Genomic DNA, 23,257 nt, shown 5'->3' with positions numbered 1-23,257 from the left:
AAATGGCTCAGGAAAAACCAACTTCTATTCGAGTTTTACAATCGAATAAAAAAAAGCCGAAATCACCAATACTTTATATTGTCATTGGTGTTATTGCCGGGGTGTTTGTCAGCATCTCGCTATTCCTGTTCTTGTCTCAACCGCATTCGTCAGAATCAATAGCAATTGAGAGTAAATCAACAGAAGAACAGATTTTAAATCAAGAAACTGCTCATTCTTCTGATGAACAAAATCAGGTTGCTGTCAGTCAAGACAACGAAACAGATTCAATGAGCCGTGATGGTTTTGAACAACCTAAAGATAATGAATTAAGTAATATCTTTAAACCTGCTCAGCATAAGCCTGCTACTGTCAATCAACAGCGAGTTTCTCCGTTTGACGAACAGCTCACGGGTGAAAAGAAAGTTCAGGTTGTGCCTCAACTACAGACGGGTGCAGCTAAAACGGCTCAACCGAAGGTACAGCCGGCTCAGCAAAAGCCAGTGACTAAAACGCCGCAGCAACAAGTGGCACAGGCTAAACCTGTTGTTGAGAATAAAGCTCCAGCCGAACCCGAAGCTGAGGTTGAACCACCTAAAGCATCGGTAGATATTAAAATTACACGAAGTCCTTTTGCTGTGAATTAATGAACAAATGATGATTTTTCTCATTTTCTTTTGCTTTACATGCTTAGCAATTGGTTTAGCATTTTTAATGTCTTATGAGCTAAGGACGAGAAGCAAAGATTTTGTTTTGTCATTACTGCCGCAAGGCCGTAAACAGCTTAATCAGGTTAGACAATTTGCTCAAACAATGAATCAGGCAGCTGCACCTGAAAAGCTGCAATCCCATTGGCATTTACAGCAGTGGTGGATTGTTATTGCAGGATTTTTCTTGTTTGCCAGTATTTTAGTGTTTGCTTTTACTCGACCTATTAGCTCAACTCGAATTGAAGCTGAATATCTCAAAAAAACAGATCCTCAAATCTACGCGCTTTTGAACGGTGAAATACTATCGCCACCACCAGAAGTGGATGAAAGCCTAATTGAAGCCGCAATTGTAGAGGCTACACAATTAGAGCAACAATATTCTGCTCAAAATAGTGGAACCATTAATTCTTCACCTATTGATAATACGAGTTTTGATGGGCGAGCTATTTTAGATACCAGTTTAGTAGATCGTAAATGGAGCAAAATGAACCCCCGTTATAAGCAGCGTTTACTCATGGTTTTTAAAATCATGAAAGAACAATATGGTTATGAGTTGGTTCTATTAGAGGGATATCGTAGTCCTGTGCGTCAGAATATGTTGGCAGGTAATCCGAACACGACAAGAGCAAAAGGGTATCAGAGTTATCATCAATTTGGTCTGGCAGCAGATGTCGCCTTTAAACGAAATGGAAAAGTGGTTATTTCTGAAAGAGACCCTTGGGCTATGCAGGGCTATCGTTTATATGGGCAAGTTGCTGAATCGGTTGGGCTTACCTGGGGCGGACGTTGGAAATCTATTCAAGATTATGGTCATACAGAGTTCCGTATGCCGGGCTTAAGAAAGACACAGGAAATGGCAGAAAAACTGATTGCCGAAAGTTTGAATGATATAAATTAAAAAGAGAAGAATATGTTTACAGAACCTAGAATACAGGACATAAAAATTGATTCAGTGATTAGCCCATTGAGCTTTCTATGACTTCATCTTTAAAACGTTTGGCTCTATTTAATCAAGGCTTAGGTAAAACTAGTCCATTTGCAAAAGGTGTGGATGGAACTTTACAGGCTATTGAGCATTTAGGATATGTACAGATTGATACCATATCGGTTGTAGAGCGAGCTCATCACCATATATTGTGGAGCCGAGTGCCTGACTATGATTTAAATCATTTAAATAGTTTGGTACGCGAGCGCCAGATTTTTGAATATTGGTATCATGCCGCCTCTTATCTTCCTATGAAAGATTATCGCTATGCACTGCCTGCTATGATGTCTGTTAGGAAAGGGGAAAGCCGTTATTTTAATAGAGGCGATCAGCAGCTCATGAATGAAATTTTGGCGCGTGTTCGTGCTGAAGGTAAAATTCGATTAAGAGATATTGATAAGAATAATAAAAAGAGTTTAGGAAACTGGTGGAATACTGGACCAGGCCGTCGTGCTTTTGAGCAGTTATATATGCAGGGTGACCTGATGATCTGTGAACGTAACGGAATGGAAAAGGTCTATGATTTGACCGAGCGCTGCTTGCCTGAAAATATTGATTTAACTATGCCTACGCTTTATGAATATGCGCAGTATTTATTTAATAATACGCTTCGAGCACATGGGGCATTTACATGGAAGCAATTAGTTCATTTAAAGAAAAATGATTTAAAAGAGGCTATGCGTGTTGTGCTAAAAGAGCAGGTTGATGCTGGTGTTGTATCAGCGGTTAAACTTGCCGATGGTCAAACCCTATATGTGGATGTAGCTGCAATAGAACAAAAAGTGGAGACTGATTTTGGTTTAAAAATACTTTCGCCTTTTGATAACTCACTTATTCATCGTGACCGCTTAACTTCTTTATTTGAGTTTGATTATCGGATTGAATGCTATGTGCCAGCGGCTAAACGGGTATATGGCTATTTTTGCTTACCTATACTTTATCAAGATGAGTTAGTAGGCCGACTAGATTGTAAAGCACATCGGTCTATCAAAGAATTAGAAGTGATTAGCTTGCATCTAGAAAAAACAATCAAAGATAAAGAGCATTTCTTTTTTGAACTAGATCAAGAGCTCAAACGTTTCGCAGCATTTAACCAGTGCTTAACGATTAATAACAAAGTGATTAAGCTCATTCGTACTAAAATTTAAACACCAAAAGCACTCTGGCTTTTGGTGTTTTTGCTTTTTTAGTTCAAAGGCATACGATATTCAATAATCCCTGGTTTTTGTGCAATCCAGTCGTAAAGCTTTTGTGCTGTTACATTGGTTTCTTGAGTATGCCAATATAAACGGTCACAGTTGTGTTGAATTGCTTGCTTTTGCACATACTCAATCAGTTGCTTACCGATGTGTTGTCCACGAACTTCAGGGGAAACATAGAGGTCTTCTAAATAACAATAATTATTTTCTGCCCATGTTGAACGATGAATAACATAATGCACAATTCCCAAAACTTGCTCGCCTTGTTTGGCAACAGCACAATAAACGGGTTCATTTTCATCGAAAAAGCGTTCCCAAGTCACTTTTGTGACATGAAGAGGTAAATTTACCAGATAAAAATTTTGATAAGCAAGCCAATATTTTTCCCATTGTGAATAGTCCTGCTGTTGAACAGGGATGATTTGAATAGCTTGATTTTGCATAATAATTACACTCTATTTTAAAGTAATGGAAAATGGACAACTAAAGTGTAGTTTTGATAGTGGTATTTTTATAAGGTACACTTTTGATATTTTTTAAAGTACCAGTTTATTATGGCAGCTTCGATTTCGGCATCGTTTCCACATTTGATTTTGCCAAAAGGGCAGATTAAAGAGGGGCTATATTCGGCTTTGCGTGATGCTATTTTAGATGGACGGCTATCTGCCGGAACAAAATTACCCTCAAGTCGTGCCCTAGCAGAGATGATGTCAATTTCAAGAAACTCTGTATTGGCAGCTCTTGAACGATTACTTGATGAGGGATATTTATTTACCAAACCAAGTTCGGGCACCTATGTTGCTGAGGTTGTGCCAGATCAGTTAATACATGTTCAAGAAAATTCAAAAAAAACGTCTAAAAATAATCATCAATCCTTAAATATTAATCCGAATATTGAAGCTTTATTAACCTCATGGCGAGAGCAGTCGTGGTCAAGTCAAAAGAAAAAAATGTTCCATGTGGGTGTAGGTTGTGTTGATTTATTTCCTCATCAACTTTGGGGAAAGTTATTAAATCAAGCTTGGCGGCAGTCGTATTATCAACTTGGTCAATTTCACGACCCGCGTGGCTATCTGCCTCTGCGTCAGGCAATTTGTGAATATGTCCGCTCCACCCGAGGGCTGAATTGCAACGAAGAGCAAATTATTATCGTAAATGGGACGCAGCAAGCTATTCATTTAACGGCCTATGCTTTACTTCAAGCAAATGATGAGGTGTGTTTAGATGACCCAGGTTATGACGCTGCTTTTAATATTTTCCGAAGTTTTGGTGCACAGGTAAATTTAATTGAAAGTGATGAAGAGGGAATGCAAGTCTCAGACATTATTCGTCGTTATTCAAAAAGCAAACTGGTCTATACAGCGCCTTCACATCAGTTTCCTGTAGGTGGAACCTTAAGTCTCGCCCGCCGTTTTTCGTTACTCGATTGGGCATCTCAACAAGAGAAATGGATTTTTGAAGATGACTATAATAGTGAGTTTCGCTATGGCACACATCCTATTCAAGCTCTACAAGGTTTAGATCAGCAGCAAAGAGTTATTTACTCTGGTACTTTTACCAAAATGATGTTTCCAGAGTTTCGGTTAGGATTTATGGTTGTGCCTGAAGCATTGATCGAAACCTTTAGTGCAGCAAAATACTATACCGATGTTCGAAGTTCTTATTTAGAGCAAGTGGCTTTGTCTCAATTTATACAAAAAGGTCACTATGCTCGGCATGTACGCAAAGTTCGAAAAGCTTGCTATGAGCGCCAACAAGCATTGATTAAAGCGATTGATGAGCATCTTGCAGATGTGCTTAGTGTTCAACCTACAGATTCAGGTATCCATGCAGTGTGCTGGTTAAAAGGTAAGTGGACAGAGCAAGAATTTATTGATCAGTGTTCAGCTCTAAACTTGGCTGTTCAGCCATTGTCAAGATATTGTCAGATGCCAAACAAAAAGGCCGCGGTACTTTTTGGCTATGCAGCTCACACACCTAATGAAATTATTGAAAACATTCAAAAAATTGCACATTATTTACAAGAAAAATAATAGCCTAGGTTTTGTTATTTAGATAAAATTAATCATTTTTTAAATGCTTGAATATGAATTTCTATGATGATCAATTGGTTATATAAAAATAGAGATGTTATTAAAATTTTTAAAAATTGATTTTAATTAATATTATTTTAAGCTAGCACAATTAATCTAACTACATCAAAGCTTATTTAGTACACCTTTTGGCCACATTCTCCAGATGTGGCCGTTTTTTTATCAAAAATAAATATAGTTCGGAATAACTTAATTAATTCTTAAAGAGAAATAAAAATTAATCTTCTTCCATAGCATTACTATAAAACTTAACACCCAGTTTAATACGATCACGCCCATTACCCATACGCCAGCGGTTAGTATCTCTTAAAGAATATACACAGCCACAATACTCTTGTTGATAAAACTCTTCTCGTTTACTGATTTCAATCATACGGCTTGAGCCACCGTTTTTACGCCAGTTGTAATCCCAGTACTGAATTTCAGGATAGGGCGCAGCAGCACGAATTCCGCAGTCATTGATTTGCGCCATATTTTTCCAGCGAGAAATTCCTAGCGAACTACTGATGAGACTAAAGCCGTTTTCATATGCGTAAAGGGCAGTTCGTTCAAATCGCATATCGAAACACATGGTGCAACGAATACCACGTTCGGGTTCATCTTCCATACCTTTTGCTCGAGCAAACCAATTGTCAGTGTCATAGTCTGCATCAATAAACGGGATATTATGCTTTTCGGCAAAACGAATATTTTCCTCCTTACGGATGAGATATTCTTTTACTGGATGAATATTAGGATTATAAAAAAATATTGAAAATTTAATGTCTGAGTCAATCAAGGCTTCCATCACTTCTCCTGAACAAGGAGCGCAACAAGAATGAAGTAATAATTGATCGTGTCCAGATGGGAGTTCTAATTTTAAACGTTGAGTTGACATAATAAAAAAATTAAATTGTAATGCAATTCATTATATATTTATTTTTTATATAATGTGAAATGAATTATTTTCAATCTTACTGTGAAATTAATTTAATGTTATTTATTAATATTTTTAATACTAAGCTAAATATAATGAATTAAATATTGTATTAAATATTAAAGTCATCTTTATAATTAACCTTAAAGTTATTGTTAAATATACTATATGATTAAATAGATTATGGGTGGATTTTATATGTTAAAAAATAATAAACCTTAAATATTTTTTGATAAGTGATTGATGTATCTGAATATAATTTTAAGTTTTTATTGTGATATATGTCACAAATAAACCTTATTTTTTCAATTAAAGTATTTCTTTAGATTTATATCTTTAATAAATTTATACTATAAAATTCAGTGTTTTTTTTTAATTTAAGCGTGTGATAATTTGAGATATGAAAGATTGGCAATGTAAGTATTGTAACGGTTACATTATGGTTAATCATTCAAAGATTAGCGTAGGAGAAAAAGTTTACTTTTTGGTATATAAATTTGACGCAAAGAATGAAAGGAAAAAATTATATAAAAAGGGAATTGTGATTGCACGTCACGATAATATACTTCACATTGAATCACGTAAAAAAACTTATAAGATCGAGCAAATTAAAGTCTATCCCTTAGGCGCTCCAATGCCTTTCGTTTACAACATGTTTTGGATTTGTGGATGTCCGAGTACTCTACAAAACTAATTACTTAAATTTGACTGATAGCAAGTTATTTTATAGATTGAACTGGATTAATCATCAGATCTATTTTTTATCTTTTACTTTTACAGATAAGACCTATAACTTGATAAAAGCGGCTCATAACATATAACAAAACAACCATTATTTATTTGACAAAACAAAGACGTACTCTTATAAACCTCAAGTAAAGTTGAGGTCAAATGTGATGAGTGAAAATAAAAAAGCTGACCCTAGTCGCGTTTTGACTGTGGGTGAAGTTGCAAAAAGGAGCGGGGTTCCTGTTTCAACCCTTCATTTTTATGAAGCGAAAGGACTTATAAAAAGTATAAGAACGAATGGTAATCAACGTCGGTATCCTTTAATTATTTTAAGATATATTGCGATTATCAAAGTTGCTCAAAGGGTAGGTATTCCTTTAAATGAGATTAAAGAAGCTTTAAGTCAATATCCGATTGGTAGCAAATTAACAGCTAAGCAATGGAAGGATTTATCGAGTCATTGGCGAGAAAATTTGGATGATCGAATTCAAAAATTAACTCGCTTAAGAGATGAAATGGACTGGTGCATTGGCTGTGGTTGCTTATCATTAGAGCAATGTCCATTAAGAAATCCTGAAGATATTTTAGGACAAGACGGATCAGGGGCCCGGATTTTAGAAAGACCTGAATAGAATAGTTCAAAAAATGGCTTTTAATTGGGAATATCTTAATTTCCAATAAATTAAATTTATTTTGCTAGAACATTCAAGTGAGTTTTTTATTGTAAGCAAGTCATATGGAACATGAATTTTTTTGATATCTTTAGTTTTTTTAGTAAGAAGCAAAAAATTATGAAAAAAATGATCTTTCTTGGCTTAGCGCTTGTTTCGTTAACGGCTTGTTCGTCTGTACAATATAAAGATTCAACTCCACCAAAAATTGGTTCACCAAACCCAGCTAGTCAATATTGTGTTGAACAAGGTGGCAAATTAGAAATTAGAAATGAAGCAAATGGTCAGGTTGGGTATTGTCATTTACCAAATGGCCAAGTCGTTGAAGAATGGAAATTATTCCGTGATAATCAAGCGAACTGTGTAGCAGAAGAAGCTCAAAAATTAGTGGGGCAATCTGGCCTGACTGATGATCAAATTAAACAAAAAACTAAATCAGAAATTGTGCGTAAAGTGGCTCCAGGTCAACCGATGACAATGGATTATCGTACAAACCGAGTTACAGTTACTATTGATCCTGCTTCTAAGAAAATTACTCAGGCAACTTGTGGTTAATTTGTTTAATTAAAGTTTGTTAAACCAAATCTTAAAGTAAAAAAGCCTGCTGAGATGCAGGCTTTTTTATGACTTTAATTTTGGGAATAATGAATGACTGGATACTCTTTTTGTTGGGGCAGTTGTTGTAAAGCCTGATTAATTTTGATGAGAAAAATATCAACTTTATCTTGACTTGGATTGTTGGTGTTGTATGAAGCTCTTTCTTGATAGTTAATTCCGCATCCAATAATTTTCATATTTGAAGGATTAAAACTCCAGTCATTTTTATTTTTGATAGAAACATCTAAATCGCTATCACATTCTTTCCAGAGTTTTAAAAATTGATTGGAATATACAGCGGGAGCTTCTTGTGCTCGGTAGGCTGTAAATCCCTGCATTTGGGAATTAGCAAATTGAAGGAGATGATTGGTAGGCATTCCTCCCCAAAGCATAGCGCTATCTTTTGGTAGCTTTATTCCTGTTATATGTTCTTCTTTAAGTGGTGCAGTTTGCTCATCTTTCTGTTTGGGTTTTTGAGATTTATAAACCAGTTTTGTTCCAACAGGAACTGTTACGCCTTTGACTTGAGTGATTTGTTTTGTATAGAAATAAGGGGAATCATCACGATTACAGCCTGTCGGGTTATAACAGCCAATACAACCGCTTAACAATAAAACAGGAAAACTTAAAATACTTAATTTGAAAATTCGATCCATTTTTCTTGTCTTTCATTATGTATAGAAATTTAATATATCAGCATTTAAATCAATAATAAAAAAAAGCCTCTAGCGGACTAGAGGCAGAAAAACATCAGATGCAAGAACAGGTGAATTATGCATCTGAGTTAAGTAGGTTGTATCAAACCATGTAAAGCACTTTACCAGCAAAAATGAATAAAAATAGGGAGGTGCGACTAATGGCTAATGTTCTACGGTTGTTTTTTGAGCGCCTATAAACTCGGATTTAATTTCTATACTGAGCACTAATTTTTAAATTCCATAAATTTTTTAGATTCAATTTTTAAAAAAAAAGTGAGTTAAATTTTGCTTTTTAATTCGATTATTAAAATTAATGTTTGTTTTATATGGATTTTTACGTCGGTAAAGAATTTGGAAAGGAAGACTATTCTTTTTGTTGTATATCGTATACGATATATGAAGAGTGATTAAGCAGCTATTAATCCCATTCCATAACTTTTGAGATGGATTAACTCGAAAGTACGACTACCAAGAGTTTTATTTGTATTACTGAGGAATAATTATGAGTAATATCTTCACAGGATGTATCCCGGCGCTAATGACCCCATGTACTCCTAACCGTGAGCCAGATTTTGACGCGCTTGTGAAAAAAGGGCATGAGCTGATTGAAGCGGGCATGAGTGCGGTAGTGTATTGTGGTTCTATGGGTGATTGGCCTTTACTGACAGAAGCTCAACGCCAAGAAGGTGTAGCACGACTTGTTGCTGCTGGCATTCCAACAATTGTTGGTACTGGTGCAGTTAATTCAAAAGAAGCAGTTTCTCATGCAGCTCATGCAGAAAAGGTAGGTGCACAAGGGCTTATGGTTATTCCACGTGTACTATCACGCGGGGCATCACCAACTGCACAAAAAGCTCACTTTTCTGCCATTTTAAAAGCAGCTCCAAGCTTACCTTCAGTGATTTACAATAGCCCATATTATGGATTTGCAACTCGTGCAGATTTATTTTTTGAATTACGCCGTGAGTTTCCAAACTTAATTGGTTTTAAAGAATTTGGTGGCGCTGCCGATATGCGTTACGCAGCTGAGTTCATTACTTCACAAGATGATTCAGTCACCTTAATGGCTGGTGTAGACACTCAAGTTTTCCATGGATTCGTCAACTGTAATGCAACTGGTGCGATTACAGGAATTGGTAATGCTTTACCTAAAGAAGTTTTGCTGTTGGTTGACCTTAGTAAGAAAGCTGCAGCAGGTGATGCAAAAGCCCGTCGCTTAGCACAAGAGTTATCAAGCGCATTAGAAGTTTTATCTTCTTTTGACGAAGGAACGGATCTTGTTCTTTACTATAAATACTTAATGGTACTTAACGGTGATAAAGAATATACCTTACACTTTAATGAGACTGATGCATTGAGCGAATCGCAACGTAAATATGTTGAAACTCAGTATGAGTTATTCCGCACGTGGTATCGTAACTGGTCAGCTGAAATCTAAGTAAGTATCCATAAAAAAGAGGCTAACAATTAAGCCTCTTTTTTTATTTCTATGAATTACTTTTTGGTCAAAACAATAACGCATAGGAAAATGAGAATTAAACCTAAATAACTATGCATTGTTAAACTTTCACCCACTACAACAACTGCTAATAATGCTGCAACAGGAATTTCCACCAAAGCTAGTGTCATAGCCTGACTTGCTGGAATTCGTTTAAGACCAAAGCTAAAAAATAAATAGCCTAAAAACATAGGAACAATCGGAATATAAATCGCAACCCAAATGTTAGTTGGATAATCAAAAAGGTTTTGTGCAGTAATCAACAATGTAGGTAATAACAGCACTGCGGAGATACCAAAAATCACTCCCATGGCAGCTCTTGAGTCGACATCTTGGCGAATTAGGTTTCTCATTATCCAAGAATATGTTGCATAGCTCAGGCTAGAAAGTAAGCCAAAAAACACCCCTAAAATACGATCAGATTGCACGACTTGATGCTGTGCATGATCTCCTGCATAAGAGAGTAAAATAATGCCTAAAAAACCGAGAATAAAACTGATGAGCCATTTTAACGAAAGTTTTCGTTTATCTAAAATCCATTCCAAAAGCACTGAAAACAAAGGCGCACAGCCAATAGAAATTACGGTGCCAATAGAAACACCAGCCAAAGAGACAGATGAATAAAATGCAAATGGACAAAGAATTGAAACAATGACAGCAATAAAAACTTGGGGTTTATAGTTAAATAGTTTTTGGTAATTTTTTTTAATGGCTTTTAAGCTTAAAAATGTATGAATTAATCCACCGAAGCCCACGGAAATGGTAGCAATTACAAGTGGACTAATGCCTTTTGCAAAAGATGCAGCTGTACCTGCCGTACCCCATAGAAAAGCAGCAAATAGTACAGATAAGAAACCCGTATAATAATTCAGGGAAAATTTTGCTTCTGTTGGCGTACTCATATGAAGTGACTCAAACTTTAAAAGTTTTATGCAGCATGATTTTTACAAGATAAAATTTTATCTTGCAGGCAATAACTTAGCTAAATGGATAGGAATCTTTTTGACAGTTGCCCATCAAGAGAACAGGGTAGTATGCTGCTATTTATTATGATTTGCTTGGTTAGATACAATAAAAAGATGACGATTTCAGCATAGTCTAATAATAGTTTTGTGAATTAAATGGTATAAAGTATACTTTAGCTATTAATGCAGTTAAAAATTATTAGCTCCAATAAATAGAGAGAATGAGTTTTAGCAGTATTGAAATAAAGGTAAGCCGTGCCGAAAATAATGCTTGAAAAGCAATGATTTCATTATGGCGGATGAATAAAAATTATCATCCTTTTATTTGTGTCATATTTTGAGGTTAAGAGAATATTCGTGACGCTACCATCTTTTAATGTATCAAATCTTGGTGCAATGCCTTCGGTATCTGAAGTTATTGTCAAATATATTAGAGAAGCAATTATTGCAGGGCATATTGCTGAAGGTGAGCCTATTCGTCAGGATGAAATTGCCAAACTTTTTAATGTCAGCAAAATTCCCGTACGTGAAGCCTTAAAGCAACTTGAAGCTGAAGGCTTGGTTGAGTTTATAAAAAATCGTGGCGCAATTGTGACCCGCATCTCTGAAGAAGAGTTGGCACAGATTTTTGAAGTCCGAGTGATGTTGGAAACGAAGCTGATTCAGCTCGCCGTGCCGAATATGACGGAAGAAACTTATAAAAAGGCAGATGAAATTTGTAATGCCTTTATCGATAACATGGATATTGGAAGCTGGACCACACTCAATTGGCAGTTACATGCATGCCTTTATGAACCAGCACAGCGGCCCTATATGCTTGGATTAATTCGTTCTATTTACGATAAAATTGAGCGATATTTAAGATTGCAGATGAATGTTTCAGAAGGCAAATCGCGTGCAAATGATGAACACAAAGAAATCGTGAAAGCCTGCAAAGCTAAAGATGTTGATTTAGCGGTTAAATTAATTGAAGAGCATATTAATGGTGTTTGCCAATCACTTTATGAACATCTACCTCACCATAAAAATGTGAAAAAATAAGCGCTCCATTCTTAATCATTTCAGTGTTATTTAAATTAGGCCAATGGCCTAATTTTTTTGTCTTTTTTTTAGCTGAAGCAAGTTTTCACTATGCTGATTTCGTCATCGATTCGTAAGAAAATGATCAAGCTTGCTGTTTTGAGATCAGTCATCCTAAAGGAAAATGTAAGGATACTTCTATGAAAACAGTAAAAATTTTGGACTCTCATACTGGTGGTGAACCAACACGATTAGTGCTTGAAGGTTTTCCTGATTTAGGCACAGGAGATATGGAAAGCCGCCGAAAAATATTATCAGAAAAATATGACCATTTCCGTCGAGCAACCATGTTAGAGCCGCGCGGTAATGATGTTCTGGTTGGCGCATTATTGTGTAAGCCAGTGAATCCTAAAGCGAGTGCAGGCGTTATTTTCTTTAATAACACAGGCTATCTAGGCATGTGCGGTCATGGCACGATTGGTTTAGTAGCTTCGTTAGCACACTTGGGAAAAATACAAGTAGGTACACATTTAATTGAAACTCCGGTCGGCGATGTTGAGGCGACATTGCATGAAGATCATTCAGTTAGTGTGCGAAATGTACCAGCATATCGTTATAAAAAAACGGTCGAAGTTGATGTTGAAAAATATGGAAAAGTTACTGGTGATATTGCATGGGGTGGTAACTGGTTCTTCTTGATTAATGACCATGGTCAAAGTGTTGCAAGTGATAATTTGGATCAACTGACTGACTATGCGTGGACAGTCAGACAGGCGCTTACGGTACAAGGAATAACTGGCAAAGATGGACAAGAAATTGACCATATCGAGTTATTTGCAAGTGACACCGAAGCAAACAGCAAAAATTTCGTACTTTGCCCCGGTAAGGCCTATGACCGTTCACCATGTGGAACCGGAACGAGTGCGAAAATTGCTTGCTTGGCAGCAGATGGCAAACTTGAGCCAGGAAAGTTATGGAAACAAGCCAGCATTATCGGTAGCCAATTTATTGCCTCGTATGAGCAAGCAGGGGAATATGTGATTCCAACCATTCGTGGTGAAGCTTACATGAGTGCCGAAGCAACTCTATTTATGGATGAAAATGATCCATTTGCTTGGGGTATTCAGCTATGAGAACCGATGCCATCGTCATTGGGGCAGGCATTGTAGGTGCCGCATGTGCTTATGAGTTAGCTCGGCAAGGGTTAAATGTGCAAGTTCTAGATGCTCGTATCGGCGGGGCAACAGCCGCAGGCATGGGGCATTTGGTCATTATGGATGACTTGGAAGCTGAATTAGAACTTAGTCATTGGTCAGTTCAACTATGGCATGAATTAGGGCACGAGCTTTCGGAAGAATGTGCCTATCGCCAAACGCCAACTTTATGGCTGGCAAGTAGCCCAGAAGAAATGCAGATTGCTGAGGAAAAATATCAACGTCTCACTGCACAAGGCGTCCGTTGCCAACTTCGAAATGCAGATGAAATCGGTCAGCTTGAGCCTCACTTAAAGCAGGGTCTTTATGGTGGTTTAGAAGTTTTTGATGATGGAATTTTATATGCACCCTGTGCCGCTGAATGGTTATTAAAAAAATTTCCCCACAAGGTTCAGGTTCAACAAGCTAAAGTTATTCATATTGAAGAAAATCGGGTTCAGTTAGGTGATGGAACATGGCTAGAAGCTGCGCATATCGTTTTGGCTAATGGCATTCATGCGACAGATTTTTTTCCAAAGCTACCGATTGAACCTAAAAAAGGTCATTTGGCTATTACTGACCGTTACCCCGAATTAAATGTAAAACATACATTGGTGGCTTTGGCCTATGCAGCCAGCACTCAAGCGACAAGTGGAATTTCGGTGGCTTGTAATATTCAGCCTAGACCGACAGGCCAGCTTTTTATTGGGTCATCTCGTCAGTTTAATACGGTTGATCCGAGTGTAGAGCTGGAAGTCTTTACTCGGGTGCTTAAAGAAGCTGCGGATTATTTTCCAGCTTTGGCTGATCTTAATGTTATTCGGGCATGGACTGGCTTTCGTGCAGCCACACCAGATGGTATTCCGGTAATTGGACGACATCCTGCATTTCAATCGGTTTATTTAGCGGTAGGTCATGAAGGATTAGGTGTAACCACAGCAACAGGTACAGCAAGACTTATTGCCTCATACATATGTGGATTAACTTTTGATATAGATCCAGAACCTTTTTTACCTCATCGCTTTATAGGAGCTGCATAGATGATTCAGCTTTTTATTAACGGGCAAGCGGTTTCTGTGATTGAAGGTACGAGTGTTGCTGCTGCTTTAGCACAAGCGAAGTCTTATAGCCGTTGGTCTGTCTGTGGGGAAAAACGCACTCCATTTTGTGGAATGGGAGTTTGTCAGGAATGCCGTGTCAATATTAATGGATTCAGAGTACTTGCTTGTCAGACGCTGTGCCAGCAAGACATGAAGGTGGAAACACAATAATGGAAAAACAATACGATGTGGTGGTTGCCGGTGCTGGGCCTGCGGGGTTGTCAGCTGCTATTGCAGCCGCCGAGAGTGGCGGGCGAATTTTAATATTAGATAATAACCCACAGGCGGGTGGTCAAATCTGGCGGGGCGGACCGATTTTTCCTCTACCTGAAATGGCGCAGCAAAAATATCAACAAATCAAGGCTTATCCTAATATTGAATTTATGTTTGGTGCCAAGATTGTCGCTGCACCTTTTGTAGGCCAATTACTCGTTGAGCGACCTCATGACAGCCTAAACTTGTCTTATCGTCAGCTTATATTGTGTACGGGAGCAAGAGAACTGTTTTTGCCTTTTCCTGGTTGGACCTTACCTGGTGTAACAGGGGCAGGTGGTTTGCAAGCTTTAATTAAGGCAGGCATACCAGTCAAAAATGAACGTGTTGTGATTGCGGGTTCCGGACCATTACTTTTAGCAAGTGCGGACACAGCAAAAAAAGCAGAGGCTCAGGTTCTCTATGTTGCCGAACAGGCAGCTTCATCTTCTGTTCGTAAATTTGCATTACAACTTTGGCGCTGGCCTGCGAAAATAATACAGGCGTTATCTTTACCTCATCGTTTATATCAACCTGACAGTTATGTGATTGAAGCGATTGGTCAAGAGCGTCTTGAACGAGTAAAACTAAACACGCCGAAAGGAATCATTGAAATTGAGTGTGATCGCCTCGCGTGCGGGTTTGGTTTAGTGCCGAATACTCAATTAGGCCAGTTAATGGGTTGTCAAATTAAGGACAATGCGATTGCGGTCGATGACTATCAACGTACATCACAGCCGCAGGTTTGGGCAGCAGGCGAGTGTACAGGTTTTAGCGGAAGTGAGTTGGCGATGGTTGAAGGTAGCATCGCAGGTTATGCTGCTATAGGTCAAAATGAAAAAGCTAGACAATTATTTGCTCAAAGACAACGGTATCGTTTATTTGCAAATCTTCTTGAGAAAAGCTTCAAATTACGGACTGAGTTAAAAACGCTTGCGCGTCCAGACACTATTTTTTGTCGATGTGAAGATGTAACTTTTGATAAAGTTGCCGTGCGTAGTAGTTGGATTGATGCAAAATTACATACACGTTGTGGAATGGGAGCATGTCAGGGAAGCACATGTGCAACAGCAGCGGCCTGCCTATTTGATTGGCAGTTGCCTAACTCTCGACCGCCATTACTTCCTACTCGTGTAAAAAGCCTCATGGCGATGTCTACTTCTCCTTTAAATCAAAAATGAAATGTTCTAGAGTAGACAAGTTATAACTTTGTCCGCTCTAGCTCATGACTTTGGTTCAAATTCCGAAACTAACCACAACTTTGGAAGATTTCTTAAAAAATCTGGAAAGTATAGAACCATTATTTGATGCTTTATCTTCGGTGGTGTTTTTTATCAAAAATACTGAAGCGCGCTATGTGTTTGTCAATCAAACATTAGTAAATCGTTGCGGTCTAAAAGATAAATCTGCTTTGATTGGGAAAACTTCAGAAGAGGTTTTTCCTCATTCCCTTGGAAAAATATATACTTCGCAAGATTTACAAGTCATTCGCCGTGGTAAAAAGTTAACCGAGCAATTAGAGCTGCATTTATATGCAAAGAACCAGTCGGGTTGGTGTTTGACTTATAAAGAACCTTTATTTGATGCGGATGGAAAGTTAGTAGGAATAGCAGGTATTTCTAATGATTTAAATGTTCCTGAAAATACACACCCTGCTTTTTACAAAATGGTTCAGGTTGAGGACTATATTAAAAAGAATTATGCCGAAACGATTACATTGGCGCATTTGACTGCAATTGCAGGTGTATCTGTGGCTCAGTTAGAACGGTATTGCAAAAAAATATACCATTTAACGCCTCGGCAAATGATTAGCAAAATTCGTCTTCAAGTCGCCACTGAATTATTGGCCACAGATTTACCCATTACTCAAATTGGTTTGCGCTGTGGTTATACCGACCATAGTGCTTTTTGTCGTCAGTTTAAGCTGCATACAGGCATGTCACCTACCTTGTATCGCGCTTCTACCAAAAATATTTAGATAAAAAATTGGGTTGTATAGAACAACCCAAAATGATTATTAAGTGCTTAATTTATATCTTAAAGACTAATCTTTAAAAGCCAATGACCGACCTTTGGTTTCTTTCACAAGCAAAATCGAGACAATAGAGATCAAACTTGCGGCAACCAAATATAAAGAAATCGGAATCGAGCTATTAAACTCTTTGAGTAATGTTAGGGCAATTAATGGAGCAAGCGAACCTGCCATAATTGGCGCAACTTGATAACAAAATGAAAGCGCCGTATAGCGGATGTGAGTTGGAAATAACTCGGTCATTAACGCAGAGTAAGGCGAGTAGGTCATGGACTCAATAAATAAACCGAGCACAATTGCCAACATAATGAGCCAGTCATTGCCTGTATCCATTAAAGGAAAGCCGATAAATCCCCAAAAAGCAGTAAGTACAGCCCCAATAAGATAAATAGGTTTGCGGCCAAATATATCGCTTAAATGCCCCATAAAAGGAATAATAAAGAAATGGATCAGATGAGCGCCGAACATGAGCAGTAAAATTTGTGAAGTATCTTTATGAACGACCAACTTTAAATAACTGATCGAAAAAGTAACCACCATATAGTACAAAATGTTTTCTGCGAATCTGGCACCGATACCCGCGATAACAGATTTCTTATGATATTTTAAAACTTCAATAATCCCGAGTTGTTGCTTTTCAAGAAGCTGTTGTTTGGCCTGTGCTTCTTTAAACACCTCGGCATCGTCTACATTTTTTCGAATCCATAAACCGATCAGTACCACGACTGCCGAAAACCAGAATGCACAGCGCCATCCCCAATCTAGAAATTGTTCGGGTGAGAGATTTTTTGAAAGTAATAATAAAACCAGGGTGGCTACTAAATTGCCGAGTGGCACGCCAGTTTGTGGCCAGCTTGCCCAATAACCTCTGCGATCATCTGGACTGTGCTCTGAAACCAAAATGACTGCGCCGCCCCATTCACCACCAAAAGCAAAGCCCTGAATTAAACGCAGCATAACCAACAGTGTAGGTGCCCAATAGCCAATTTGAAGGAAGGTCGGAATACAGCCCATTAAAAAAGTAGTTATACCGACAATAATCAGGCTAATTTGCAATAATTTCTTACGACCAATTTTATCGCCGTAATGACCAAACACAAGGCCACCAATAGGTCTCGCTAAAAAGCCAACGGCATACAGGGCAAACGCCGCCAAAATACCATCTATAGCATTGCCCGTTTGTTGAAAGAAAAGTTCACCGAAGACAAGGGCGGAAGCAGTTCCATAAAGGAAAAATTCATACCATTCAGCTACGGAGCCGACCATAGAGGCCGCCACTACCTTTTTTAATGTTGTCGTCATATACCAATATCCTTATTTAAAAATATGTTACGCATAAGTTTGTTTGAGCATCTTGCTATTCATTTTTTTGCACTTTTTTATTTGAGTAATGTGCAGTTAGGTTGTGCGTTTTTGATCTAAATAAAAAGGAGTTCATCTCTTGGATAAACTCCTTCAAAAATATTAAAGTGTAGCTTTACTCATTTCACCATTCACTAAGCGTTCAATACCAAGCGGATTGGCATTTTGAAGGGCAAGTGGCAATAAGTGATCTGGATAGTTTTGATAGCATACTGGTCGTAAATATCGGTCAATTGCTAATGTTCCTACCGAAGTACCACGTGCATCTGAAGTTGCAGGGTAAGGACCGCCATGTACCATGGCATCACAAACTTCCACACCTGTTGGGTAACCATTTAGAAGTAAACGTCCTGCTTTTTCTTCAAGTAATGGAATAAGGGTAGAAAAGTTTTCAAAATCTTGCAGCTCGGCAATTAATGATGCGGTAAGCTGACCACGAAGTCCGTTTAACGCTAGAGCAAGTTGCTCTGCCGATTCAACTTCAATCACAATCGTTGTTGGGCCAAATACTTCTTCTTGAAGTAACTCATCCTGCTCTAGTAAAAGAGATGCATCAGCTTTAAAGAGCTGAGGATAGGCTTGCTGGCCTTGTTGTGGTTGACCCGCTAAATGCTCAATTTTGTCATGTGCGAGTAATGCTTTAAGGCCATGTTCATAGCTTCTTAAAGTGCCTTTGTTAAGCATGGTTTGTGGTGGCTGCTGAGCCATTGCAGCCGTGAACTGCTCAAGAAATTGGCTAAATTCAGCTGATTTAATTCCAATAATTAAACCTGGATTGGTACAGAACTGACCGCAACCTAAAACCACTGAACCACTAAGTTCAGCTGCAATTTTATCACCGCGCACTTTTAGAGCTTCGGGTAATAAAACCATTGGGTTAATGCTCGACATTTCGGCAAAAACAGGAATTGGTTCAGGGCGTGCAGCAGCTAAATCGCAGAGAGCACGGCCACCTTTGAGTGAACCTGTAAATCCAACTGCTTTAATTGCGGGGTGTTTTACCAGTGGTTCACCAACACCTTGACCATAAATCATGCTAAAGATGCCTTTTGGCATAGTACATTTCTCAATTGCACTACAAATCGCATTTGCAATTGATTCGGCGGTTGCCATGTGGCCGCTATGCGCTTTAACAATAACAGGACATCCAGCCGCAAGCGCTGAAGCGGTATCGCCACCAGCAGTAGAAAAGGCAAGAGGGAAGTTACTAGCGCCAAATACAGCAACTGGCCCAACACCGATTTTATATTGACGTAAATCTGGACGTGGAAGTGGCTGACGTTCAGGTAAAGCCAAATCAATACGGGCACCTAAATAATCACCACGGCGTAATACTTGAGCAAATAGACGTAATTGGCCTGTAGTTCGCCCACGTTCACCGCGAATGCGAGCTTCAGGTAAAGCAGTTTCTTGACAGACTGTGGCAATAAACTGGTCATCAAGTGCATCAATTTCACTGGCAATTGTTTCTAGAAAAACCGCGCGCTGTTCTGGCGTAGTTTGTCTAAAAGTTGGATAGGCCAATGCAGCTGCTTGAGCTGCCTGATCAATTTCTTCAGGAGTTGCCTGAGCAAATTGATAGGGTAATGCTTCATCTGTTGCAGCATCGTAACTTAAGACAAATTTACTGCCTGAACTTGAACGTTGACCTGCAATAAAATTTTGACCAGTAATATTTAACATTATCAACCTCACTTTAGAGTGAACGTCAAAAGTAGTTCTTCTGACGTTGGAGAATTATCGAAGCCTAGGTTTTACTTTTGAGAAATATAGTATTTTGTATACGTTATTAATCGAAAGAAAACCTCAACCTATATATATTTAAGCAAGTGATCGCTAAGCTTCATCATCATTTTTAATCAGTGCTTTTGGTAAACCTGAATGTATTCCCCAGTAGTAACAACTAAGGGAAATCACCATAACTAAAAGTGTGTCAAATGGAGCTGCTAATAGGTGTGATGCACCATCACCGAAGCTGCCAAGGTAAGAAACAATAATCATTAAAATGTAGTAAACAAGAAGCCAAGCTGATGACTTTAATTGTTGAGCTAGGCTGACTTCTTGGGTTGGCACATAGCGTTTAAAAATGACATAGAGTGCAAATAATACAATTTGTGCGCCTAATAACCATGAAATGACATTCCAGCCAGACCAATACACAATAAAAGAAGCAATGACAAAGGCGAGTGGGCCAAGAACTGTAAAGCCTTTTACATAGAATGGACGTTCAAGCTCAGGAGCATTACGACGTAAGGCACCCACTGTGACAGGAGCTAGGGCATAACTTAAAACTAACGCTGCCGAAACTACAGAAATTAATTTATCCCAAGATGGAAACGGCATAGTCCAAAATACAGAAAGTGCAAATGTTAACCATAATGCATAACGTGGAATGCCTGATTTTGGATCTACACGAGTAAAAATACGGAAGAACGTATTACTGTTCGACCATGCATAAATGACACGTGGAGTTGCAGCCATATAGATATTGCCGCAGCCCGATGGAGAAATAATGGCGTCTGAAACAACTAAAAGCGCTAACCATCCCAAACCTAATAACATGGCAATGTCGCGGTAAGGTAATGGGAACTTATCACTGAGTCCTGACCAACCATTTGCTAACATATCGGTGGGTACTGCACCCAAGAAAGCAACTTGAAGCACTACATAAATAATCGTTGCTAAAACGACTGATAAGATGAGTGCAAAAGGAATGGTAAATTGAGGACGCTTTACTTCACTAGCTACCGAAATAATCGGCGTTAAACCTAAATACGCAAAAATAATACCGCCAGCAGATACGGCACCTTGTACGCCGTGAGCGCCCATTGGTGCAAACTCGGTCATTGAAAAGTTTGCTGGTTTAAAGTGGTATAGAAGTGCAACCATCACTAAAACTGGAACAGCAAACTTCAATGCACTGATGAGGTTGTTGGCAATTGCAAAGGTTTTTACACTGTAATAATTCAATGCAAAAAATACGCATAAAAGTGCAAACTGAAATAACCATCCAATGGTAGTTGGAGATCGGATGCCATCGTGTATTTCTGTAAGTGAAGGGAACCATGCCGCTGCATATTCACGGGCAGCAACGACTTCAATTGCAATTAAACTTGAAAAGGCAATGACGGTCACAGAACCAAGTAAATATCCTTGTAAAGGACCATGTGAAAATACGGGATAACGGATAATGCCGCCTGCTCGAGGTAAGGCTGCACCTAACTCACAATAAATAATTCCCAGAATTAAAACGGCAAAGCCCCCAATAATCCATGACAATATACCCGCGGGGCCGGCTTGGGAGGCCACATGACTTGCTGAAAATAACCATCCAGAACCGAAAATGGCGCCTAAGCCAATGAATGTAAGATCCATTAGAGATAACTGCTTTTTAAACTGACTTGTCATTACGTTTTCCTTAACGACAGAACTATTGTTCTTTCATATATCGTATACGATATATGGTTATTGGTAAATAGGGGAATTTTTATTCTATTTAATGGCAACGAATGAACTATAAGTTTAGTAAGTTATTGTTTTTAATTTTGTTTAAATAATTTAAATTCCAAGTAAATAGCTTAAAAACTAAATTTTTTTATAAAAAATTGGGGAAAGGTTCACTATTTTATTTATTAAAAAGAACAATTCTTAAATATTTGTTGAGTAATTTACCATTAAAATTAATGGAAAATTCCATTTTTTGGAAAATATTGAGTTAGAAATTGATTGTGTTGTTTTTAGGCAATGACCCATTTATTTTCAGTGCTTTATGGGCAGCTTAATGATAATTTTAATGTTATCCGAAAGGACACAATAACGACGAACATACGAATAATAATGAATTGAAGGTAGGACCACGTGTTTATTAGTGTATTTGATCTTTTTAAAATTGGCATCGGCCCATCTAGCTCCCATACAGTTGGACCCATGCGAGCGGCATACAGTTTTGTAGATGATTTATTAAAACAAAACAATTTACAAGCAACGGTTAGAGTTCAGGTGAAGTTATACGGTTCGCTTGCAGCAACCGGTGTTGGTCATGCGACAGATAAGGCTATTCTTTTAGGCTTAATGGGCTTTGACCCTGAACATGTCGATACTCAAGCAACTACAAGCTTGATTGAAGATGTTCTTGAAAATAACGCCATCCAGCTTAATCAGCAAAAGAATATTTCTTTTGACTATAAGCACGATGTACTTTTCTTGGATGAATCTTTGCCTTATCACCCCAATACAATGGAATTAATTGCGTACAACGAAGCTGGAGAAGTTTTATATACCGAAACTTACTATTCGGTTGGTGGCGGTTTTATTGTTAGTCAAAAGAAATTAACACAAACCCAATCTGAAACCAGTGACGTTAAAGTTCCATATCCATTTCATAGCGCGGCTGAACTTTTAAGCTTATGTAAAACTCATCATTTGTCGATAAGTGAATTAATGCTTGAAAATGAAAAAAGTTGGCGTAGTGAAAGTGAGATTCGTAGCAAAATTATGGACATCTGGAAAGTGATGCAGCAGTGCATTCACAACGGATTAATTAATGAAGGGATATTACCGGGTGGATTAAACGTAAAACGTCGAGCTAAAAAAATTCACGATAAGTTATTAAATAAGAAAAACACAAACCTGATTGTGACGACTTTTCATGCTATGGAATGGGTCAATTTATTTGCTTTAGCGGTAAATGAAGAAAATGCTGCTGGTGGCCGAGTAGTGACTGCACCCACAAATGGGGCAGCTGGAATTATTCCAGCTGTCTTATATTATTACGTGACTTTTTCTAAAGATTTTTCTGAAGACAAAGTTGTTCGCTTTTTTCTAAGTGCGGCAGCAGTTGGTATTTTATGTAAGCTCAATGCATCTATTTCTGGTGCAGAAGTAGGATGTCAGGGAGAAGTTGGCTCAGCGTGTGCAATGGCTTCGGCTGGTTTAGCCGAGATTTTAGATGCATCACCTGAACAAGTAGAACACGCGGCCGAAATTGGCCTTGAACACAACTTAGGTTTAACGTGTGACCCGATTGGTGGCTTGGTTCAAGTGCCTTGCATTGAGCGAAATGCAATTGCAGCGGTAAAAGCCATTAATGCAGCACAAATGGCACTTCATGATGAAGGTGAGCATTTTGTGACGCTCGATAAAGTGATTCAGACCATGAAAGAAACTGGCAAAGATATGTCTGAGAAATATAAAGAAACTTCAAAAGGTGGCCTCGCTGTTAATGCAATTGAGTGCTAAATAATAAGATGGGGCGAGAT

The 23,257-nt window shown here is 38.2% G+C and carries 22 protein-coding genes; 15 read left to right on the top strand and 7 right to left on the bottom strand.

The window, feature by feature from the left end; all coding sequences use genetic code 11:
- The first annotated feature begins 2 nt into the window (after positions 1–2).
- The 3 genes from F968_RS11280 (at position 3) to F968_RS11270 (ending at position 2,822) form a co-directional block, all read left to right on the top strand.
- A complete protein-coding gene (locus tag F968_RS11280) occupies positions 3–626 on the top strand; it encodes a hypothetical protein (RefSeq protein ID WP_004793173.1) in 624 nt (207 codons plus the stop codon).
- Positions 627–633: 7 nt separating this feature from the next.
- The gene (locus tag F968_RS11275; protein ID WP_004793171.1) at positions 634–1,587 is read left to right on the top strand and encodes a M15 family metallopeptidase; all 954 of its coding nucleotides are present in this window, start codon (positions 634–636) and stop codon (positions 1,585–1,587) included.
- Between the two features lie 77 nt (positions 1,588–1,664).
- Complete coding sequence (locus F968_RS11270; RefSeq protein ID WP_004793168.1) at positions 1,665–2,822, top strand: winged helix-turn-helix domain-containing protein; 1,158 nt, start codon at positions 1,665–1,667, stop codon at positions 2,820–2,822.
- Between the two features lie 38 nt (positions 2,823–2,860).
- Here the strand turns inward: F968_RS11270 and F968_RS11265 are convergent, their stop codons facing one another.
- A complete protein-coding gene (locus F968_RS11265) occupies positions 2,861–3,316 on the bottom strand; it encodes a GNAT family N-acetyltransferase (RefSeq protein WP_004793166.1) in 456 nt (151 codons plus the stop codon).
- A gap of 111 nt (positions 3,317–3,427) precedes the next feature.
- On the opposite strand from F968_RS11265, the gene F968_RS11260 reads away from it, so the two are divergent.
- Positions 3,428–4,906 carry a MocR-like pyridoxine biosynthesis transcription factor PdxR gene (locus tag F968_RS11260; RefSeq protein WP_004793164.1) on the top strand — a complete coding sequence of 493 codons (1,479 nt, stop codon included), beginning with the start codon at positions 3,428–3,430 and terminating at the stop codon, positions 4,904–4,906.
- A gap of 277 nt (positions 4,907–5,183) precedes the next feature.
- On the opposite strand, the gene F968_RS11255 is transcribed toward F968_RS11260, so the two are convergent.
- Positions 5,184–5,843, bottom strand: coding sequence for an epoxyqueuosine reductase QueH (locus tag F968_RS11255; RefSeq protein WP_034596265.1), 660 nt, complete (start codon positions 5,841–5,843; stop codon positions 5,184–5,186).
- Positions 5,844–6,282: 439 nt separating this feature from the next.
- On the opposite strand from F968_RS11255, the gene F968_RS11250 reads away from it, so the two are divergent.
- The 3 genes from F968_RS11250 to F968_RS11240 all read left to right on the top strand — a co-directional run bounded on the left by F968_RS11250 (position 6,283) and on the right by F968_RS11240 (position 7,837).
- A complete protein-coding gene (locus F968_RS11250) occupies positions 6,283–6,576 on the top strand; it encodes a hypothetical protein (RefSeq protein WP_004793158.1) in 294 nt (97 codons plus the stop codon).
- A 199-nt stretch (positions 6,577–6,775) separates the two neighbouring features.
- Positions 6,776–7,243, top strand: coding sequence for a redox-sensitive transcriptional activator SoxR (gene soxR / locus F968_RS11245; protein ID WP_081399172.1), 468 nt, complete (start codon positions 6,776–6,778; stop codon positions 7,241–7,243).
- A gap of 159 nt (positions 7,244–7,402) precedes the next feature.
- The gene (locus F968_RS11240; RefSeq protein WP_004793154.1) at positions 7,403–7,837 is read left to right on the top strand and encodes an I78 family peptidase inhibitor; all 435 of its coding nucleotides are present in this window, start codon (positions 7,403–7,405) and stop codon (positions 7,835–7,837) included.
- A 74-nt stretch (positions 7,838–7,911) separates the two neighbouring features.
- On the opposite strand, the gene F968_RS11235 is transcribed toward F968_RS11240, so the two are convergent.
- A complete protein-coding gene (locus tag F968_RS11235) occupies positions 7,912–8,535 on the bottom strand; it encodes a hypothetical protein (RefSeq protein ID WP_004793153.1) in 624 nt (207 codons plus the stop codon).
- Positions 8,536–9,079: 544 nt separating this feature from the next.
- Here F968_RS11235 and F968_RS11230 point away from each other — a divergent pair.
- Positions 9,080–10,015, top strand: a complete 936-nt coding sequence (locus tag F968_RS11230; RefSeq protein ID WP_004793151.1) for a dihydrodipicolinate synthase family protein — start codon at positions 9,080–9,082, stop codon at positions 10,013–10,015.
- Positions 10,016–10,071: 56 nt separating this feature from the next.
- Here the strand turns inward: F968_RS11230 and F968_RS11225 are convergent, their stop codons facing one another.
- Complete coding sequence (locus tag F968_RS11225) at positions 10,072–10,977, bottom strand: DMT family transporter (protein WP_004793150.1); 906 nt, start codon at positions 10,975–10,977, stop codon at positions 10,072–10,074.
- Positions 10,978–11,397: 420 nt separating this feature from the next.
- On the opposite strand from F968_RS11225, the gene F968_RS11220 reads away from it, so the two are divergent.
- The 6 genes from F968_RS11220 to F968_RS11195 all read left to right on the top strand — a co-directional run bounded on the left by F968_RS11220 (position 11,398) and on the right by F968_RS11195 (position 16,583).
- Positions 11,398–12,081 carry a GntR family transcriptional regulator gene (locus F968_RS11220; RefSeq protein ID WP_000174668.1) on the top strand — a complete coding sequence of 228 codons (684 nt, stop codon included), beginning with the start codon at positions 11,398–11,400 and terminating at the stop codon, positions 12,079–12,081.
- Between the two features lie 179 nt (positions 12,082–12,260).
- Positions 12,261–13,193 carry a 4-hydroxyproline epimerase gene (locus tag F968_RS11215; RefSeq protein WP_004793147.1) on the top strand — a complete coding sequence of 311 codons (933 nt, stop codon included), beginning with the start codon at positions 12,261–12,263 and terminating at the stop codon, positions 13,191–13,193.
- Positions 13,190–14,293, top strand: a complete 1,104-nt coding sequence (locus F968_RS11210) for an NAD(P)/FAD-dependent oxidoreductase (RefSeq protein ID WP_004793146.1) — start codon at positions 13,190–13,192, stop codon at positions 14,291–14,293. The genes F968_RS11215 and F968_RS11210 overlap by 4 nt, the downstream gene beginning before the upstream one ends.
- Positions 14,294–14,524, top strand: a complete 231-nt coding sequence (locus tag F968_RS11205; protein ID WP_004793144.1) for a 2Fe-2S iron-sulfur cluster-binding protein — start codon at positions 14,294–14,296, stop codon at positions 14,522–14,524. It abuts the gene before it with no gap.
- On the top strand, positions 14,524–15,786 hold the full coding sequence (locus tag F968_RS11200; protein ID WP_004793142.1) for an FAD-dependent oxidoreductase: 1,263 nt from the start codon (positions 14,524–14,526) through the stop codon (positions 15,784–15,786). The genes F968_RS11205 and F968_RS11200 overlap by 1 nt, the downstream gene beginning before the upstream one ends.
- Positions 15,787–15,830: 44 nt before the next feature.
- Positions 15,831–16,583, top strand: a complete 753-nt coding sequence (locus F968_RS11195; protein ID WP_004793140.1) for an AraC family transcriptional regulator — start codon at positions 15,831–15,833, stop codon at positions 16,581–16,583.
- A 66-nt stretch (positions 16,584–16,649) separates the two neighbouring features.
- Here F968_RS11195 and abaF read toward each other — a convergent pair whose 3' ends face one another.
- From abaF to F968_RS11180, 3 genes are all read right to left on the bottom strand, one after another.
- Entirely contained in the window at positions 16,650–17,939 is a 1,290-nt protein-coding gene (abaF, locus tag F968_RS11190) for a fosfomycin efflux MFS transporter AbaF (RefSeq protein WP_004793138.1), read from the bottom strand.
- Between the two features lie 162 nt (positions 17,940–18,101).
- The gene (locus tag F968_RS11185) at positions 18,102–19,682 is read right to left on the bottom strand and encodes an aldehyde dehydrogenase (NADP(+)) (protein WP_004793136.1); all 1,581 of its coding nucleotides are present in this window, start codon (positions 19,680–19,682) and stop codon (positions 18,102–18,104) included.
- Positions 19,683–19,835: 153 nt separating this feature from the next.
- Positions 19,836–21,407, bottom strand: a complete 1,572-nt coding sequence (locus F968_RS11180; RefSeq protein WP_004793134.1) for an APC family permease — start codon at positions 21,405–21,407, stop codon at positions 19,836–19,838.
- A 450-nt stretch (positions 21,408–21,857) separates the two neighbouring features.
- Here F968_RS11180 and F968_RS11175 point away from each other — a divergent pair, with 450 nt between their 5' ends.
- Positions 21,858–23,237: an L-serine ammonia-lyase gene (locus F968_RS11175; protein ID WP_004793131.1), complete on the top strand. Its 1,380-nt coding sequence runs from the start codon at positions 21,858–21,860 to the stop codon at positions 23,235–23,237.
- Positions 23,238–23,257: the final 20 nt, after the last annotated feature.

Origin of the sequence: Acinetobacter sp. NIPH 817, assembly GCF_000368405.1 — a bacterium.
Taxonomy (GTDB): Bacteria; Pseudomonadota; Gammaproteobacteria; order Pseudomonadales; family Moraxellaceae; genus Acinetobacter.
This window is presented reverse-complemented; position numbering and strand designations above follow the sequence as displayed.